Source organism: Klebsiella ornithinolytica (assembly GCF_030505655.1).
Taxonomy (GTDB): Bacteria; Pseudomonadota; Gammaproteobacteria; order Enterobacterales; family Enterobacteriaceae; genus Klebsiella; species Klebsiella ornithinolytica.
Genome location: NZ_CP130153.1, coordinates 4,996,439 through 5,013,201, shown reverse-complemented (window position 1 = coordinate 5,013,201; position 16,763 = coordinate 4,996,439). Strand labels below are relative to the sequence as shown.

At 58.0% G+C, this 16,763-nt stretch carries 12 protein-coding genes; 6 read left to right on the top strand and 6 right to left on the bottom strand.

The genetic code is table 11. The features are described from left to right. A complete protein-coding gene (locus Q1L34_RS23705; RefSeq protein ID WP_015585303.1) occupies nucleotides 1–1,911 on the top strand; it encodes a BglG family transcription antiterminator in 1,911 nt (636 codons plus the stop codon). Between the two features lie 6 nt (nucleotides 1,912–1,917). On the opposite strand, the gene nrdG is transcribed toward Q1L34_RS23705, so the two are convergent. The 3 genes from nrdG to Q1L34_RS23690 form a co-directional block, all read right to left on the bottom strand. Further along, nucleotides 1,918–2,382, bottom strand: a complete 465-nt coding sequence (nrdG, locus tag Q1L34_RS23700; RefSeq protein ID WP_004857235.1) for an anaerobic ribonucleoside-triphosphate reductase-activating protein — start codon at nucleotides 2,380–2,382, stop codon at nucleotides 1,918–1,920. A 252-nt stretch (nucleotides 2,383–2,634) separates the two neighbouring features. Continuing rightward, nucleotides 2,635–4,770, bottom strand: a complete 2,136-nt coding sequence (nrdD, locus tag Q1L34_RS23695; protein ID WP_004857238.1) for an anaerobic ribonucleoside-triphosphate reductase — start codon at nucleotides 4,768–4,770, stop codon at nucleotides 2,635–2,637. 367 nt (nucleotides 4,771–5,137) lie between these two features. Continuing rightward, nucleotides 5,138–5,881, bottom strand: a complete 744-nt coding sequence (locus Q1L34_RS23690; protein WP_015585302.1) for a MurR/RpiR family transcriptional regulator — start codon at nucleotides 5,879–5,881, stop codon at nucleotides 5,138–5,140. Nucleotides 5,882–6,187: 306 nt separating this feature from the next. Here Q1L34_RS23690 and Q1L34_RS23685 point away from each other — a divergent pair, with 306 nt between their 5' ends. From Q1L34_RS23685 to celB, 3 genes are all read left to right on the top strand, one after another. Then, nucleotides 6,188–6,451, top strand: coding sequence for a PTS sugar transporter subunit IIB (locus tag Q1L34_RS23685; protein WP_230132549.1), 264 nt, complete (start codon nucleotides 6,188–6,190; stop codon nucleotides 6,449–6,451). An 80-nt stretch (nucleotides 6,452–6,531) separates the two neighbouring features. After that, nucleotides 6,532–7,839: a 6-phospho-beta-glucosidase gene (locus Q1L34_RS23680; RefSeq protein WP_071359092.1), complete on the top strand. Its 1,308-nt coding sequence runs from the start codon at nucleotides 6,532–6,534 to the stop codon at nucleotides 7,837–7,839. Between the two features lie 25 nt (nucleotides 7,840–7,864). Next, the gene (gene celB, locus Q1L34_RS23675; RefSeq protein WP_004857251.1) at nucleotides 7,865–9,217 is read left to right on the top strand and encodes a PTS cellobiose transporter subunit IIC; all 1,353 of its coding nucleotides are present in this window, start codon (nucleotides 7,865–7,867) and stop codon (nucleotides 9,215–9,217) included. 96 nt (nucleotides 9,218–9,313) lie between these two features. On the opposite strand, the gene treC is transcribed toward celB, so the two are convergent. The 3 genes from treC to treR form a co-directional block, all read right to left on the bottom strand. Continuing rightward, the gene (gene treC / locus Q1L34_RS23670; protein WP_103073337.1) at nucleotides 9,314–10,969 is read right to left on the bottom strand and encodes an alpha,alpha-phosphotrehalase; all 1,656 of its coding nucleotides are present in this window, start codon (nucleotides 10,967–10,969) and stop codon (nucleotides 9,314–9,316) included. A 51-nt stretch (nucleotides 10,970–11,020) separates the two neighbouring features. Then, nucleotides 11,021–12,439, bottom strand: a complete 1,419-nt coding sequence (gene treB, locus Q1L34_RS23665; RefSeq protein ID WP_004857263.1) for a PTS trehalose transporter subunit IIBC — start codon at nucleotides 12,437–12,439, stop codon at nucleotides 11,021–11,023. Nucleotides 12,440–12,568: 129 nt separating this feature from the next. Further along, entirely contained in the window at nucleotides 12,569–13,516 is a 948-nt protein-coding gene (gene treR, locus Q1L34_RS23660; RefSeq protein WP_004857268.1) for a trehalose operon repressor TreR, read from the bottom strand. Nucleotides 13,517–13,695: 179 nt separating this feature from the next. Between treR and mgtL the strand changes: the two genes are divergently transcribed. Next, the gene (gene mgtL / locus Q1L34_RS28440) at nucleotides 13,696–13,749 is read left to right on the top strand and encodes a mgtA regulatory leader peptide MgtL (protein WP_155417144.1); all 54 of its coding nucleotides are present in this window, start codon (nucleotides 13,696–13,698) and stop codon (nucleotides 13,747–13,749) included. Between the two features lie 145 nt (nucleotides 13,750–13,894). Then, nucleotides 13,895–16,603, top strand: a complete 2,709-nt coding sequence (mgtA, locus tag Q1L34_RS23655) for a magnesium-translocating P-type ATPase (RefSeq protein ID WP_015585300.1) — start codon at nucleotides 13,895–13,897, stop codon at nucleotides 16,601–16,603. The last annotated feature ends 160 nt before the right edge of the window (nucleotides 16,604–16,763 follow it).

The window sequence follows — 16,763 nt, the reverse complement described above, 5'->3', positions numbered from 1 at the left end:
ATGCGATTTCCCAACCAACGTTTAGCGCAACTGTTTACTTTGCTGCAAAACGAAACGCTGCCGCAGGATGAGCTGGCGCAGCGGCTGTCGGTTTCTACTCGTACCGTGCGCGCCGACATTACCGCGCTTAACGCGTTGTTAGTGGAGTATGGCGCGCAATTCATACTCACTCGCGGCAGCGGCTATCAGTTGAAAATCGACGACCCGGCCCGCTACCAGACTCTGCAAGAGCATGCGCCGAAGCCGCAGCAGATTCCGCGTACGGCGGCGGATCGCATCAACTTTCTGCTGGTGCGCTTTTTGACCTCTGCGTTCTCCATTAAGCTCGAAGATCTGGCGGACGAGTGGTTTGTCAGCCGGGCGACGTTACAAAGCGATATGGCCGAAGTGCGCGAGCGCTTTCAGCGCTACCAGCTGACTCTCGAGACCCGCCCACGGCACGGTATGAGGCTGTTTGGCAGCGAAGTATCGATTCGCGCCTGCCTGACCGATCTGTTATGGCAACAGGCGCAGCAGGGGGGGATAAACCCGCTGATCGATGAGGAAGCGCTGAATTCGGATGTGCAGGAGCAGCTTGGGGACATGCTGCAGGAGATCCTGACCCGGCACCACGTGCGCCTCACCGATGAAGGCGAGCGCTTTATCCGGATGTACAGCGCAGTGACGGTGCGTCGCGTCAGCCAGGGTTATCCGCTGGCGGAATTCAGCGCGGAGGATGTCGCGCAAAACGTGCGGGATGCCGCGCGGGATCTGGCTGCCGTGCTGCAGCAGCTGGCGGGAAAGGCCCTCTCTCCGGCAGAGGAAGCGTGGCTGTGCGTACATCTTGCCGCCCGTCAGGTTCAGGACATCGATCCGGGTACCATCAGCGCCGACGATGGCGAAGCGCTGGTAAACTACATTCTGCGCTACATCAACAGCCAGTATAACTACAACCTGCTGGACGACACTCAGCTACATGCCGATCTGCTGACCCACGTTAAGACCATGATCACCCGGGTCCGCTACCAGATCATGATCCCCAATCCTCTGCTCGATAATATTAAGCAGCACTACCCGATGGCGTGGGACATGACTCTCGCGGCGGTGACCAGCTGGGGGAAATACACGCCCTATGCCATCAGTGAAAACGAGATTGGTTTCCTGGTATTGCATATTGGCGTCGGACTGGAACGTCATTACAACATTGGCTATCAGCGGCAGCCGCGGGTGCTGTTGGTATGCGATACCAGCAATGCGATGGTGCGGATGATCGAAGCCATTTTGCAGCGTAAATATCCGCAGTTAGAAATCGCCGCCACCCTGTCGCAGCGGGAGTATGAACAGCTGGCGGCGGTCGCTGAAGATTTTGTCATCTCGACCGTGCGGATTGGTGAAAAAGACAAGCCGGTGGTGACCATTGCGCCATTTCCGACCGATTATCAGCTGGATCAAATCGGCAAGCTGGTGCTGGTGGACAGGACCCGTCCGTGGGTGCTGAATAAATATTTCGATGCGGCCCATTTCCAGGTGATCGATGCGCCGATCGATCGGCAGACGCTGTTTGCCGGGCTGTGCCAGCAGCTGCAGCAGGAAGGATTTGTCGATGCCGGGTTCCATGACTCGGTGGTCGAACGCGAGGCCATCGTCAGCACCATGCTGGGCGACGGTATTGCGCTGCCTCACGCCCTTGGCCTGCTGGCGCAAAAAACCGTGGTCTATACCGTCATTGCGCCGAATGGTATCGCCTGGGGTGATGAAACGGCCCATATCATCTTCCTGCTGGCGATCAGCAAAAGCGAGTATGAAGAGGCGATGGCGATCTACGATATTTTTGTCACTTTCCTGCGCGAGCGCGCGATGGCCCGGCTTGCCGAGACACGCAGTTTCGATGAGTTCAAAGCGGTGGCGGTGGAGTGCGTCAGCCGTTTTTGAACGTCACTATCTCAAGCGGTGGACGACCTGATTGCTGCTGCCGCGCCAGATCAGCGCCGGATCTTTTAAATCTTCGACAAACTTGCCGTCGACCAGTACGTTAATCAGATCAACCACTTCCCGCTGCGCGTCGTTCAGCTCGTCGAGCTTATAACCGGTCCAGACCCAGATGTCCTTGCCGGGGCATTCGGCGAGGATGCGGCGCACCAGCGCGAGGATCTCCGGCACGTTCTGCGGATGCAGGGGATCGCCGCCGGAAAGGGAGATCCCCTGGCGTTTGATCCGCGTGTCGTTGAGGTCGGCGATGATACGGTCGGCCATCTCGGTCGTGAACGGCAACCCGGAGTTGAGTCGCCAGGTGCTCTTGTTATAACAGCCGGGGCATTCGTGGACGCAGCCGGAGACGAACAGGGTGCAGCGAGTGCCGGGGCCGTTGACGATGTCGACAGGGTAATACTGATGGTAATTCATTGTTTCCTCTTCTCATTTGACGCTGCAGCGGCGTTGGCTGCGCTCGCTCGCCCGGGTCACTTACTACAGTAAGCTCCCCGGGACTGACTCGTTTGCCGCCTTGCTACAACGCCAACTGATTTGAGGAAACCTACGCTGGTGCGTTGTAGCCCGGATAAGCCGCTGGCGGCGCCTCCGGGGGGACGATGGTGAGATTAGCGTTGTAGCCCGGACAGGCCGCTGGCGTCGCTATCCGGGATGACGGTGGCGAAATTAGCCGATCTGCCCGTTACCCAAATGCTTAACGCGGCGTTTAACTTCTTCCTGCTTGCCGGCGTTGAACGGACGGGCGTCCGGGCTGCCGAGATAGCCGCAGACCCGTCGGGTGACCGACACCCGGGCGGCATCGTGGTTGCCACATTTCGGGCAGGTAAAGCCTTTACTGGTACATTCGAACTCGCCGGTAAAGCCGCACTCATAGCACTCATCGATCGGCGTGTTGGTACCGTAATAGGGGACATGCTGGTAGCTGTAATCCCAGACATCTTCCAGCGCTTTCAGGTTGTGCTGGATATTCGGGTATTCGCCGTAGCAAATGAAGCCCCCGTTGGCCAGCGGCGGATACGGCGCTTCGAAGTCGATCTTGTCGTACGGGTTAACCTTTTTCTCGACATCGAGGTGGAAGCTGTTGGTGTAGTAGCCCTTATCGGTCACCCCCTCAATGACGCCGAATTCGGCAGTATCAAGACGGCAGAAGCGATCGCAGAGGTTTTCGCTCGGCGTGCTGTACAGGCTGAAGCCGTAGCCGGTCTCTTCTTTCCAGCGGTCGACGGCGTCACGCAGACGTCGGACGATGGCGACGCCTTTTTCACGCAGCGCGTCGCTATCGTACATATGCTGGTTGCCAGACAGCGCGTTGATGGTTTCGTGGATACCGATATAGCCCAGCGAAATAGAGGCGCGACCGTTTTTAAAGATCTCTGATACATCGTCGTCGGCCTTCAGGCGTACGCCGCAGGCGCCTTCCATGTACAGGATCGGTGCCACGCGCGCTTTCACTCCTTCCAGGCGGGCAATGCGCGTCATCAGCGCTTTGTAAGCCAGCTCCAGACGGTTATCCAGCAGCTTCCAGAATGTCGCTTCATCACCTTTCGCTTCCAGCGCAATGCGCGGCAGGTTGAGGCTGATCACGCCGATATTGTTGCGGCCGTCGTGGATCTGCTCGCCGTTTTCTTCATAGACGCCGAGGAAGCTGCGACAGCCCATTGGCGTTTTAAACGAACCGGTGACTTTCACCACCTGATCGTAGTTGAGAATGTCCGGGTACATGCGCTTGCTCGCGCACTCCAGCGCCAGCTGCTTGATGTCATAGTTCGCGTCGCCGAACTTGTGGTTCAGGCCGTCGCGAATGGCGAATACCAGTTTCGGGAATACCGCAGTTTTGCGGTTTTTGCCCAGGCCGGCGATGCGGTTACGCAGGATAGACTGCTGAATCAGGCGGGATTCCCAGCTGGTGCCGAGACCAAAGCCAAAGGTGACGAACGGCGTCTGCCCGTTGGCGGTATGCAGAGTATTGACTTCGTATTCCAGCGACTGGAAGGCGTCGTAGCACTCTTTCTCGGTACGCGAGCGGGCATAGCCTTCCGCATCAGGGATCTGCCACTCTTCGGCAATTTTACGGTGCTTGTTGAAGCTTTCTTTGACGAACGGCGCCAGCACTTCATCGATGCGGTTAATGGTGGTGCCGCCATAAATATGGCTGGCGACCTGGGCGATAATCTGCGCCGTTACCGCCGTGGCGGTGGAGATCGATTTCGGTGGTTCAATCTCCGCGTTGCCCATTTTAAACCCGTGCGTCAGCATCCCTTTCAGATCGATCAGCATGCAGTTGAACATCGGGAAGAACGGCGAATAGTCGAGATCGTGGTAGTGAATCTCACCGCGCTCGTGGGCAAGCACCACATCGCGCGGCAGCAGATGCTGGCGGGCGTAATGTTTGGCGACGATACCGGCCAGCAGGTCGCGCTGGGTCGGGATGACTTTACTGTCTTTGTTGGCATTTTCGTTAAGCAGGGACGAGTTGGTTTGCTCAACCAGACCGCGAATTTCCTGGTTCAGGCGGCCGCGTTTTTCACGCTCGATATCGCGGTCGTGGCGATATTCGATATAGGCCCGGGCCAGCTGTTTCCACGGCCCTGACATCAGCTGGTTCTCAACGGCAGTCTGAATCTCGTTGATATCAACCTGGCTACGGTCCTGCATTTGCTGGCTAACGACTTCTGCGACGGTGGCGCAATAGTCTGCGTCATCGACTCCCGCTGCTTTAGCTGCACGCAGAATTGCTTCTTTAATGCGCTCAGATTTGAACGGCACTTTACAGCCATCACGTTTCATCACATGCGGTGTCATGATCACTCCATACTTTATAAAACAGGTTATCCACAGAGGCGGAAGTATCGCCGGCGTCGCGGGGGCTTTAGCTGCCGCCGTTTTGCGTCGGTTCCGGCCCTTTTTATCCACATCCCACCACCGCCACAGAACGATGGGATGTGCTGACATAATAGACGATTAATACAAGATGTAGGGCCGGGATGCATTCTAAGTTCTATATGTAGTGATTTGCATCAAAGATGTTTGCGATTTTATTGACGCAGAACAAAGTAAAAAGACGAGAGTACGGATGGTGGGCGCTGGGCGTTATGTAAATTTATCTGACTGTAAAATAAGCAAAAAATGGCCTGAAGGGGGGAAGTATTCAGGCCGGAAATGCCCTGCGTCAGGCCATCAGGGTGTCATTGAGCAGATCGACCAGCAGCAGCAGGGCATAGCGTGCCAGCTGCGGACTATCGGGAAGGGGAATAATATCGGCGGCCATATTGGCCAGCGCATGCTGTGGCGGCGTTAGCGCGATGATGGTGACGCCCTGGGTTCGCGCCTGGAGCGTTGCGCTTTGTAAAACCGTATCGGCCTCGGCGGTCACCAGCACCAGCAGCAGATGATCGTCGCTGAGGGTGCTGGCGGTCATGCGCATCAGCGAGGCATCCTGACACAGGTTAATGGCAATGCCGGCGGGCAGCAGCTGATGCTGGAGTAGCGATGCCAGCGCCGTATCCTGGGCGCCGAGGGCAAAGCAGTGGACGGCGCGGGCCTCGCGCAGCCGGGATTTGAGCTTTTCCACCGCCGTTTCCGAGGTATTCGCCAGCTGCTGGGCGAGGGTGGAGCCAAGATAGCTCAGCGCGTCCCGCCAGGCGGCGGGCAGGGCATTGCTGTCCGGCGCCAGCCAGCTGGCGCGGCGCTCGCTGGCCTGCGCCAGCTGTTTGCGCAGATCGCGAATATCCTCGCAGCCGACGGAGCGGGCAAAGCGGGTGATCGTCGCCGGGCTGACGCCGGCGCTGGCGGCCAGTTCGTCGATAGAAGCGCTGGCGGTAAAGCTTAAGTTTTTCAGGATAAACGCGGCGACTCGCGACTCCTGAGCGCTAAAACGAACTAACCCTTCCTGTAACTGACCTACGATATCCATCCTGACTGTCCCTTTCTCCGGAAGATGATTTGAAAATATTTTTCACTTATCGCTTTCTGCCATTTATAGCACCAGTACAGAGTTTTTCCTAATGACAGGCGAAGTCAGCGCTGAAAAAACGCAATAATAATGCTGAAAAATTCATCCCCGATCACATCGGTGAAAATTATTTTCATATAGCCTTCACTCTTACACAATCTTAACAATATATTCATGTATGCCTTGACGGGCCAGATCACGAAACCACAAGAGGAAAACGCGATGCAACGAATCGTTCTGTGTTGTGCGGCGGGCATGTCGACCAGCATGCTGGTCAACAAAATGAAGGCGGAAGCGCAGCAGCGCGCGCTGGCGCTGGATATTTACGCCGTTGCGGTGGCGGAGTTTGAGCGCGAGCTGGCCAATGCCGATGTGATCCTGCTGGGTCCGCAGGTGAAGTATGAAGCCGGGCGCCTGAGCGCACTGGCCGCTCCGCACGGTAAAGCGGTGGCGGTGATCGATATGGCCGACTACGGCATGATGCGCGGCGCGGCCGTGCTCGATAAGGCGCTTTCGCTGCTTAATCACTGATTTTTTCTCTCTTAAATCTGAACCACCACGCGCAATCATGCCGGTTGCGTGCGGCTCTCTGCATGCCGAAAGGGGCCTCTATGCAAACACTGAAAATCGCCGTGATTGGCGGCGGCAGTAGCTACACGCCGGAGCTTATTGAAGGAATTATCGTTCGTTATGAGCAGCTTCCGGTCACCGAGCTGGCGCTGGTCGATGTTGAATCCGGCAGGGAGAAGGTCGGGATTATCGCCGCGCTGACGCAACGGATGTTGAAACACAAAGGGCTGGAGCACGTTACCGTCAGCGTCCATTTTACGCTTGATGAGGCGATTCGCGGCGCCAGCTTTGTCTTAACCCAGCTGCGCGTCGGCCAGCTGGCAGCGCGCGCGGCGGATGAACGCCTTGGGCTGAAGTATCATCTGCTGGGGCAGGAGACTACCGGCGTCGGCGGATTCGCTAAGGCACTGAGGACCATTCCGGTGATCCTTGAGGTGGCGCGCAAAGTGGAAGCGCTGGCGCCGGAGGCGTTTATTCTCAACTTCACCAACCCGGCGGGGATCGTCACTGAAGCGGTGAGCCGCTACAGCAAGGCAAAGATCATTGGCCTGTGCAACGTGCCCATTAATATGCAGCACATGATCGCCGGCATGCTGGGCGCCAGAGAGGAGGAGGTCAAACTGCGTTTTGCCGGCCTCAACCATATGGTCTGGGTGCATAAGGTCATGCGCGGGGGCGAAGATGTCACCCGCAAGGCGATCGACATGCTGTGTGATGGCCAGGCGCTGTCGATGAATAACATCAAGGAGCTGCCGTGGCCGGCGGAATTCCTGCGGGCGCTGAACGCGATTCCCTGCCCGTATCACCGCTACTTCTGGCTGACGCCGGCGATGCTGACGGAAGAGATCGCCGCGGCGAAAAGCAAAGGCACCCGCGCCGAGCAGGTGATGAAGGTCGAACAGGAGCTGTTCGCGCTGTACGCCGATCCGGCGCTGGCTGAGAAACCGGCGCAGCTCAGCTTCCGCGGCGGGGCCTACTACTCCGAAGTTGCCGTGGAACTGATTACCGCCATCCACAACAATCTCGGTAAGGAGATGGTGGTCAACACCCGCAACAACGGCGCGATTCACGGGCTGGATGATGACGCGGTGGTGGAGACCAACAGCATTATTGATGCCCAGGGGGCACGGCCGCTCACCTTTGGCGCATTGCCTCCGGCGATGAATGGCCTGACGCAACAGGTGAAAGCGTTCGAACGGCTGACCATTGAAGCCGCGGTCCACGGCTGTCGCGACAGCGCGCTGCTGGCGCTGGTGACCAACCCGCTGGTGGGGAACGTCACCGATGCGCAGGCGTTACTGGATGAAGTGTTAACTATCAACCGTCAGTGGCTGACGCAATTTAACTGACCATTATTTCCTTCGGGGATCGCAAATGTCGAACACTACCTTCATTGAACGTTACGTCATGCCTGCGGCGCTGAAATTCGCCGGGCAAAAACATGTTCTGTCCGTACGCGACGGCATTATTCTTAATATGCCGTTTATGCTGATTGGTTCGTTTTTCCTGATTTTTGCCTATCTGCCGATTCCGGGCTATGCCGATATGATGAGCGGCCTGTTCGGCGATGTCTGGCGCGATAAAATTCTCTATCCGGTGAAAGCGACCTACGACATCATGGCGCTGATCTCCAGCTTCGGCATCGCTTACCGGCTGGCAGAGAAATACCGTACGCTGGATCCGCTGACCGCAGGCGCCCTGTCGCTGGTCGCTTTTGTGATGACCATTCCACAGCACACGCTGTTCACCCCGGTCCACGGGGCGGCGGAGGTGGTGAAAGGGGTGATTCCGGTCGGGCTGGTCGGTAGCCAGGGGCTGTTTGTGGCGATCGTGATTTCGCTGCTCTCTACTGAGATTTACCGCTTTGTCGCCGGGCGTAATCTGGTTATTCGCATGCCGGACGGTGTACCGCCGGCGGTGGCGAAATCCTTCCTCGCGCTGATCCCCGGATTCTGCGTGCTGGCGGTGGTGCTGGCGCTGCGTCTGGCCGTGGAAGCCTCCTCGTTCGGCGATATCAACAGCATGATCGCGACCATTATCGGTATTCCGATGCACCATATCGGCGGTACGCTACCGGGGATGATTATCTCGGTTATCCTGATCGGTATCCTGTGGACGCTGGGCCTGCACGGTGATGCTATCGTGCTGGTGTTTATCCAGCCGGTGTGGCTGTCGAATATGTCCGAAAACCTGACGGCGTTTCAGAACGGCCAGCCGATTCCGCACATTATTACGCAGCAGTTTTACGACCTGTGGATCGCCCCGGGCGGTACCGGAGCGCTGCTTGGGCTGGTGATTTTTATGCTGTTCAGAAGCCGTAGCCAGCAGATGAAGCAGTTAGGGAAAATCGCCGCGCCGGGCGCGTTGTTCAACATCAGCGAACCGATGGTATTCGGCATTCCGCTGGTGATGAACCCCTGGTTCTTCCTGCCGTTTATTTTGACGCCGGTGCTGCTGGTGATTGTTTCGTATACCGCGATGGCCACCGGGCTGGTGGCGCCGCCGGCGGGGATTGCGCTACCGTTTACCACGCCGATTTTTATCAGCGGCTACCTGGCGACGGGCGGGCATATTTCCGGGACTATTCTGCAGGTCGTTAACCTGAGTATTTCGCTGGTGGTCTATTACCCGTTCTTCCGGGCGTGGGATCGTCTGAAAGCGAAAGAGGAACATGCGGCGACGCAGTCGGAAGTGAGCGCTACGCTGTCTGCGGCTGACCGCACGTAACGTCTGCTCACTCCGGCGCGGCAGCGCCGCTGTCCGGGCTACCGGCTCGCCGAAGTTGGCGAACCCGTAGCCCGGTTACAGGCAGCGCTCCAGGGGTTACTCCTGCAGCCACCATACCGCTTCAAACGGCCGTAGGGTCATGGCGGCCGGGCGATTCGCCGCTTCCGCGTAATTGCTCATCAATACCTGCCAGTCGCCGTCCACCTCCTCCGGCTGCCAGCTCTGGAACTCGCGGCTCAGGTTCGCCGCGACGACCAGCGTTTTCCCTTGCCACTGGCGGCGATAACACCACAGCGACGGATGATCAGGCAGCAGGTCCAGATAGTCGCCCCAGGTCAGCACCGGCGTGGTTTTACGCAGCGCAATCAGCCGCTGGTAGGTGTAAAAGACGGAATCCGCATCCGCCAGCGCCGCCTCGACGTTGATCGTCTGATAGTTATCGCACAGCGCAATCCACGGTTCACCGGCGGTAAACCCGCCCTGGTCGCGAGCGTCCCACTGCATCGGCGTGCGGCTGTTATCGCGCGATTTACTGGCCAGAATCGCCAGCAGCTCATCGGGAGCCTGTCCCTGCGCCGAGCGCTCAATAAACATGTTATGACTCTCGACGTCGCGATAATCGCCGATCTGCGAGAAGTGCGGATTGGTCATGCCAATCTCTTCGCCCTGATAAATATAGGGAGTGCCCTGCATGCCGTGCAGGACCATCGCCAGCATTTTCGCCGCCGGTACCCGGTATTCCCCTTCATCGCCAAAACGCGACACGATACGTGGCTGATCGTGGTTACACCAGAACAGCGCATTCCACGCCCGGTTGTGCATGCCCTGCTGCCAGTGAGTGAACAGCGCTTTCAGCGCCACGTAGTCCGGGCGCGCAAGGGTCCATTTTTCGCCGCCGGGATAGTCCACCTTCAGATGGTGGAAGTTAAAGGTCATCGACAGCTCGCGGCCGTCCTGTGCGGCATATTGCTGGCAATGTTCCAGCGAGGTAGAGGACATCTCGCCGACCGTCATCAGATTACGCGGCGTGAAGACATCGCGGCTCATCTCCTGCAGGAATTCGTGGACCCGCGGACCGTCGGTATAAAAACGGCGGCCATCCCCCTGGGTATCCGACGGGAAGGTTTGATCTTTCGAAATCAGGTTGACCACATCGAGGCGCAGGCCGTCGACGCCGCGGTCGGCCCAGAACTCGCACACCTTTTTGAGTTCCGCACGGACCGTCGGGTTTTCCCAGTTGAGATCTGCCTGCTCCGCGGCGAACAGATGCAGATAGTACTGCCCGCTCTCCGCGTGCCACTGCCAGGCGTTGCCGCCAAACTTCGAACGCCAGTTATTGGGCGGCGTCGTCGGTTCGCCATCGCGCCAGATATAAAACTGGCGGTACGGACTCGCTTTATTCAACGACTCGCGAAACCAGGCGTGGGCGGTAGAGGTATGGTTGAAAACCATATCCAGCACGATACGGATCCCGCGCGCTTTTGCCTGGGCGACCAGCTCGTCGAAATCATCCAGCGTGCCGTAAGTGGGGTCGATGGCGGTATAGTTCGCCACATCGTAGCCGTTATCGACCTGCGGTGAGACGTAGAAAGGCGTCAGCCAGATGGCGTCCACGCCAAGTTTTTGCAGGTAGTCGAGGCGCGAGGTGACCCCACGCAGATCGCCGGTACCGCTGCCGGTCGTGTCCTGGAAACTCTTCGGATAAATTTGATAAATAACGCCGTTTTGCCACCACTGGGGGAGGGTATTCATATCGCTTTCCTGCTACAACGAAGGGGCGCCAGCGCGCCCCGGAAGAAAAAATCAGACAATCTGTAATGTGCCCTGACGGAACTTACGCTGATAGATGACGGTGGTGAGAACAATCGGCACCACCACCGCAATGACCATCGCTAAGCCGAATACCTGCCAGTAAGTTGGCTGAATGGAGAGGATGCCCGGCAGGCCGCCGACGCCGATCCCGTTCGCCATGACGCCATTCAGGCCGCACAGCAACCCGGCAAGACCGGAGCCGATCATCGCGCAGAGCATCGGGAAGCGGTACTTGAGGTTGATGCCGTACATTGCCGGCTCTGTGACGCCCAGGTAGGCGGAGATCGCCGCCGGGACGGAGATTTCACGCTCATTCTGCTTGCGGCTGGCGATAATAATCCCCACCACTGCCGACGCCTGAGCGATGTTGGACAGCGCAATCAGCGGCCATACCGGCGTACCGCCCATGCTCTGAATCATCTGCATATCGATAGCCAGCGTGGTCTGATGGACCCCGGTAATGACCAATGGCGCGTAGAGGAAGCCGAACAGCGCGGCGCCAATCGGCGCAAAGCTACCGGTCATCAGGTGGCGCACGGCAAAGGCGACGCCGTCGCCGATCATGCGGCCAAACGGACCGATAAAGGCGTGAGCGAGGAACACCGCCAGAATCAGGGAGCAGACCGGTACCACCACCAGATAGAGGTAGTCAGGCACGATGCGTTTCAGGCGCGTTTCGATAAAGCCGAGCGCCAGACCCGCCAGCAGCGCCGGGATGACCTGCGCCTGGTAGCCGACCTTCGCAATCGTAAACAGGCCGAAGTTCCACACTTCCGGCACCTGCTGGCCCAGTAGATAGGCGTTCATCAGCTGTGGAGAGACCAGCGTAACGCCGAGCACGATGCCGAGGATCGGCGTGCCGCCCATTTTCTTCACCGCTGACCAGCAGATACCCACCGGCAGATAGAAGAAGATGGCTTCGCCAATTAGCCACAGGAAGTCATAAATGGTTTTCAGCGACGGGTGCATCTGCGCCAGCGTCTGGCCGTTGCTCATCGGCAGATCGCCGATCACGTTGCGGAAACCGAGGATCAGACCGCCGCTGATCAACGCCGGTAGCAGCGGGAAGAAGATCTCGGCAAAGTGCGAGATCAGCTGCTCGTGCCACTTCATATTTTGCCGCGCCGCCTGCTTGGCCTGTTCCTTATCGGCAGACGCTTTGCCGGTGGTCGCCAGCAGGGCTTTGTAGTAATCGCCGACTTCTGTGCCGATCACGACCTGGAACTGCCCGGCGTTGGTAAAGCAGCCTTTCACCATGCGCAGCTGCTCAATTTCTTTCGGTTTGGCGATGGCCGGATTGTTCAGCACAAAGCGTAGACGGGTAATACAGTGACTGACGGTCGCAATGTTATCGCGCCCGCCGACCAGTTCGATTAATTTATCGATGTCCTGCTGATTTACTTTGCTCATTATGAGGCCTCAAAACAGAGGGAAGAGATTGCGTAATGACCTGAGACGAATCCTAACCGCTCCGTTCAACTTTCAAAATGGGAACGTTCCCGAAACGCAGCAACGATCACATAAATCCAACAAACGGGCTTAAATCAGCGCGGCGGGAATGACGATTTGACGAGGTTCTGCCTGGCCGCCGATCTGGGCGATCAGCTGTTGGGCCGCCTGGCGACCGGCCTCGGCGTAACCGGGATTCACGGTCAGGATTTCCGGATGGAGAAACTTCATCAGCGGCGTACTGCCGACGCTGGCGACCTGCAGATGTCCAATGCGTTGCTCCTGCAAATACTTGCTGGCGCCGAGGGCGAGGGTATCGGTCGCGCACACCAGCGCGCTGGTATCGGGGGTCAATACGCCGGCGACATTTTCATAACCCTGTTTCATGGCCAGGCCCGGCAGGGCGGCGGACGGGATCAACTGATGCTGCTCGCAAAAATTGAGGTAGGCCTGATGGCGGCGCTGCCCGGTGGTGACGTCGCTATGCGGTACCCCGAGGAAGCTGATATGCCGATGACCGCCATCGTACAGACGCTGCATCAGCATGTTTACCGCGCCGTTGTCGTCGTAGCAGACGGAGGCGAATCCCGGCGCGTCGCGGGCCAGCAGCACCATCGATTCCCGCCACGGCGTCAGCATCTCTTCGCTAATGCCGGTAAAGCCAAACAGTACCACGCCGTCGATATTGCGGCGGGCGAGGATCCCCAGGTGCTCGCCGACCAGCGCGGGAGAGAACTGGCTTTCCATCATAATCGGATCGTAACCTTGCTCGTAAAAGGCGGGCAGCATGGTCTGTACGGCAAGGTTTTCCGACAGCGAGTCCAGACGGGTGACGATAATCGCCACCACTTTATCGCTCTGACCACGCATCGCCCGCGCTGAGCGGGAGGGCGAGAAGCCGTGCTGTTGCATCACCGCCTCGACCCGTTCACGGGTGCGCTCATTGACGCCGCTTTCGTTATTAAGCACGCGGGATACCGTCGATTTCCCGACGCCGCTTAAGCGCGCGATATCTTTGATGGTCAGCCGGTTTTGCATGCAGAGGTCTCGTCGTGGTCCGATAAAAGTGAGCCTAATGCTACTCAACCAAACCGCAATGAGCAAAGTCTGGTTTACGTCTTGTTTAGTTACGCGGGGTTATCATTAAGACAGTGGCTATAAATTGCCTGTTGCTCGCGGTACTCTCGCGCCGCTTTTACTCACTTACCGGAGATTATATGGACCCCGATCCCACTCCTCATCCTCGATGGAGTTACATCCTTTTCCGGTAAGCCTGCTTAGCACTGCTTTACCGGAAGCGTAAAGCAGTGACGTCCTTGATGTCCCTGCCATAAAAAAATAATACCTGACAGGTAAGGTTCTATCGTGCCTGTCTGTTTTGCCGCGTTCGTCTGTACGAGCGTGGAGGGACTGTTTATGCTGAAAAATATCACCCGGCAGCTGTTTGCACAGCTCAGCCGCCATTTGCCGCGCCGACTGGTTCAGCGCGATCCGTTACCTGATGCCCGCAATCTGGCCACTGCGCCGATTCCGGATTCGTTGGGTAAACACTGCCTGAACGTGGCGGCAATGGACGAAAATGAAATCTGGCGCGCCTTCGAAAGCCACCCGGAAGGGCTTAACGACGCCGACGTTGCGCGGAAAATTGCCCGCTACGGCGATAACCAAATTCCGGCACAAAAACCGGCGCCGTGGTGGGTGCACCTCTGGACCTGCTACCGCAACCCGTTCAACCTGCTGCTGACCGTGCTGGGTATCGTCTCGTATGCGACGGAAGACCTGTTTGCCGCAGGCGTGATTGCGCTGATGGTGGGGATCTCCACGCTGCTCAATTTCATTCAGGAAGCCCGCTCGACCAAAGCGGCGGATGCGCTGAAGGCGATGGTCAGCAACACCGCGACGGTGCTGCGGGTGGTCAACGAACAGGGCGAAAGCCGCTGGTGCGAACTGCCGATTGATCGGCTGGTGCCTGGCGATATCGTGAAGCTGTCGGCCGGGGATATGATCCCGGCAGACCTGCGTATTCTTCAGGCGCGGGATCTGTTCGTGGCCCAGGCGTCGCTGACCGGTGAATCGCTGCCGGTCGAAAAAGTGGCGAGCAGCCGCGACCCGCAGCAGGGCAACCCGCTTGAGTGCGATACCCTGTGCTTTATGGGCACCAACGTGGTGAGCGGAACGGCGCAGGCGATGGTCTTCGCCACCGGCGGCAACACCTGGTTTGGTCAGCTGGCCGGGCGGGTAAGCGAGCAGGAGAGCGAACCCAATGCCTTCCAGAAAGGCATCAGCCGCGTCAGCATGCTGTTGATCCGCTTTATGCTGGTGATGGCGCCGGTGGTGCTGCTGATCAACGGCTACACCAAAGGCGACTGGTGGGAAGCGGCGCTGTTTGCCCTGTCGGTGGCGGTGGGCCTGACGCCGGAGATGCTGCCCATGATTGTCACCTCGACCCTGGCACGCGGGGCGGTGAAGCTGTCGAAACAGAAAGTCATTGTGAAGCACCTCGACGCGATTCAGAACTTTGGCGCGATGGACATCCTGTGCACGGATAAAACCGGCACCCTGACTCAGGATAAAATCGTGCTGGAAAACCATACCGATATTTCCGGTAAGGTCAGCGAGCGGGTTCTGCATTGCGCATGGCTGAACAGCCACTATCAGACCGGGTTGAAAAACCTGCTCGATAAGGCCGTGCTGGAAGGCGTGGATCTGGATGCGGCGCGCCAGCTTTCTGAACGCTGGCAGAAAGTCGATGAAATTCCCTTCGACTTCGAACGTCGCCGTATGTCGGTGGTGGTGAGTGAACAAGACGGCGTGCATCAGCTGATCTGCAAAGGTGCGCTCCAGGAGATCCTCAACGTCTCGACCCAGGTGCGCCACAATGGTGAAATCGTGCCGCTGGACGATACCATGCTGCGCCGTATCAAACGCGTCACCGATACCCTGAATCGCCAGGGGCTGCGCGTGGTGGCGGTGGCGACTAAATATCTGCCCGCCCGCGAAGGTGACTATCAGCGCATTGACGAGTCCGATCTGATCCTTGAAGGCTATATCGCCTTCCTCGACCCTCCGAAAGAGACCACCGCCCCGGCGCTGAAAGCGCTGAAGGCCAGCGGCATTACCGTCAAAATCCTCACCGGCGATAGCGAGCTGGTGGCGGCGAAGGTGTGCCATGAAGTGGGGCTGGACGCCGGCGAGGTGGTCACCGGTAGCCAGATTGAAGACATGAGCGATGACGAGCTGGCGGCGCTGGCCAAACGCACGACCCTGTTTGCACGTCTTGCGCCGTTACATAAAGAGCGCATCGTCACGCTGCTTAAACGCGAAGGCCATGTGGTCGGCTTTATGGGCGACGGCATCAACGATGCTCCGGCGCTGCGCGCGGCGGATATCGGTATCTCCGTGGATGGCGCGGTGGATATTGCGCGCGAAGCTGCGGATATTATTCTGCTGGAAAAAAGCCTGATGGTGCTGGAAGAGGGGGTGATCGAAGGTCGCCGTACTTTCGCCAACATGCTGAAATACATCAAAATGACCGCCAGTTCGAACTTTGGTAATGTCTTCAGCGTGCTGGTGGCGAGCGCCTTTTTGCCGTTCCTGCCGATGCTGCCACTGCACTTGCTGATCCAGAACCTGCTGTACGATGTATCCCAGGTGGCGATCCCGTTTGATAACGTCGACGACGAGCAGATTCAAAAACCGCAGCGCTGGAATCCCTCGGAACTGGGGCGCTTCATGGTCTTCTTTGGCCCGATAAGCTCGATTTTCGATATCCTGACCTTCTGCCTGATGTGGTGGGTGTTCCAGGCCAACGTGCCGGAAGCCCAGACGCTGTTCCAGTCGGGCTGGTTTATTGAAGGGCTGCTGTCGCAAACGCTGATTGTGCATATGATCCGTACGCGGCGGATTCCGTTTGTTCAGAGCCGCGCCGCATGGCCGCTGTTTGCCATGACGCTGGTGGTGATGCTGGTTGGCATCGCTCTGCCGTTCTCGCCGCTGGCGGGCTATCTGCAGCTGCAGGCCCTGCCGCTGAGCTACTTCCCGTGGCTGATTGCTATTCTGGCAGGCTACATGACGCTGACGCAGATGGTAAAAGGCTTCTACAGCCGTCGCTACGGCTGGCAATAACCCGTCTTTGTGCCGACCGTTCTCCCTCAGGGGAGGACGGTCTTTTTGGCATTTCTCTTAAATCTCAGAAAGTTGTGAACCCCGTCATCCCGTTTGCTTGACGCTCTTTTGCGCGCATGTTAACCCAATGTTTTGCTTTTTTTTGGCCCGTCATCAAAAG